2 protein-coding genes and 1 pseudogene are annotated in these 1,699 nt (G+C 66.7%); all 3 read left to right on the top strand.

Annotated elements, in window-relative coordinates:
- On the top strand, positions 1–548 hold a 548-nt coding region (locus AC27VN_RS40765), incomplete at its 5' end, for an SDR family NAD(P)-dependent oxidoreductase (RefSeq protein WP_490880405.1).
- Between the two features lie 46 nt (positions 549–594).
- Positions 595–1,443 carry a fumarylacetoacetate hydrolase family protein gene (locus AC27VN_RS40760; protein WP_057590944.1) on the top strand — a complete coding sequence of 283 codons (849 nt, stop codon included), beginning with the start codon at positions 595–597 and terminating at the stop codon, positions 1,441–1,443.
- Between the two features lie 132 nt (positions 1,444–1,575).
- Positions 1,576–1,699, top strand: a pseudogene (locus AC27VN_RS40755) (GntR family transcriptional regulator); the annotation flags it as partial.

Genomic DNA, 1,699 nt, shown 5'->3' with positions numbered 1-1,699 from the left:
CGGTGGCCAAGGCGGTGGCGGCCACGCTCGCGCATGCGCCGCGCATCGATGCGCTGGTCAACAGCGCCGGCATCACCGGCCCCAACGCCAAGCTCTGGGACTACCCGGTGGACGACTGGCGCCAGGTGATGGAGGTCAACGTCAACGGCGTGTTCCTGTGCTGCCGCGAGGTGGTGGCGCAGATGCGCGCGCAGGGCGGCCAGGGCCGCATCGTCAACATCGCCTCGGTGGCCGGCAAGGACGGCAATCCCAATGCCAGCGCCTACAGCGCCAGCAAGGCCGCGGTGATCGGCTTGACCAAGTCGCTCGGCAAGGAACTCGCCGACACCGGCATCCGCGTCAACTGCGTGACGCCGGCCGCGGTCAAGACCGCGATCTTCGACCAGATGACGCCCGACCACATCGCCTTCATGCTGTCGAAGATCCCGCAGGGTCGCTTCGGCACCGTCGAGGAGGTCGCGGCGCTGGTAGGCTGGCTGTGCACCGACGACTGCTCGTTCTCGACCGGCGCGGTGTTCGACCTCTCGGGCGGCCGCTCGACCTACTGATCGCCCCTTCCCACAGAACCATCCAACCACCCAAGGAAAAGCAAGCATGAAACTCGTCCGCTACGGCAACCCCGGCAAGGAGAAGCCGGGCCTCGTCGACGCCAACGGCCAGCTGCGCGACCTGAGCGCCGTCGTCAAGGACATCGGTCCCGAGCAGCTCGGCGATGCCGCCATCGCCAAGCTGCGCAAGCTCAAGACCGACAAGCTGCCGCTGGTCAAGGGCAAGCCGCGCTACGGCAGCCCCGTGGCCCGCGTCGGCAAGTTCATCGCCATCGGCCTCAACTACGCCGACCATGCGGCCGAGTCCGGCCTGCCGGTGCCCAAGGAACCCGTGGTCTTCATGAAGGCCACGAGCTGCATCCAGGGCCCGAACGATCCGGTGATGCTGCCCAAGGGCTCGGTCAAGAGCGACTGGGAAGTCGAGCTCGGCGTGGTCATCGGCACGCGCGCGCGCTACGTCTCGCAGAAGAGCGCGCTCGACCACGTGGCCGGCTACTGCGTCATCAACGACGTCAGCGAACGCGAGTTCCAGATCGAGCGCGGCGGCACCTGGGACAAGGGCAAGGGCTGCGACACCTTCGGCCCCATCGGCCCCTGGCTGGTGACGCGCGACGAGGTCGAGAACCCGCAGAAGCTCGCGATGTGGCTCGACCTCAACGGCCAGCGCGTGCAGACCGGCAGCACCAAGACCATGATCTTCAGCGTGGCGAAGATCGTGAGCTACGTGAGCCAGTTCATGACGCTGGAACCCGGCGACGTGATCACCACCGGCACCCCGCCCGGCGTGGGCATGGGCATGAAGCCGCCGCTGTTCCTCAAGAAGGGCGACGTGATGGCGCTCGGCATCGAGGGACTCGGCGAGCAGCGCCAGGAAGTGGTGCCCTTCAAGCTCTGAGTCCGGCGGCAGCCGAGCCTCTCGCTTTTTGCCATCGACGGCCCCTTTGGGGGCCGTTTTCGTTTCCGCGCGCATTCAAATGTCCCATTGACAGAACATTGAAACTGCAAAAACATCGCCTGCATGTCGCAGATGCCCTTGCCCAAGTACCACCAGATCTACCTGGTGCTGCGGGAGCAGTTGCATGAGGGCCGCTTCGCCGCCGACGGGCTGCCGGGCGAGCTCGCGCTCATGCAGCAGTTCGGCGTGGCGCGCG

Source organism: Variovorax sp. 20P10.2.4 (genome assembly GCF_058244205.1).
Note: the sequence above shows the minus strand (reverse complement) of the source record. Positions and strands in the feature narration are given on the sequence as shown.

What these genes read in the sequence shown, in the direction of transcription:
- AC27VN_RS40760 (WP_057590944.1), top strand. Translation starts at nt 595, where the DNA reads ATGAAACTCGTCCGCTACGGCAACCCCGGCAAGGAGAAGCCGGGCCTC.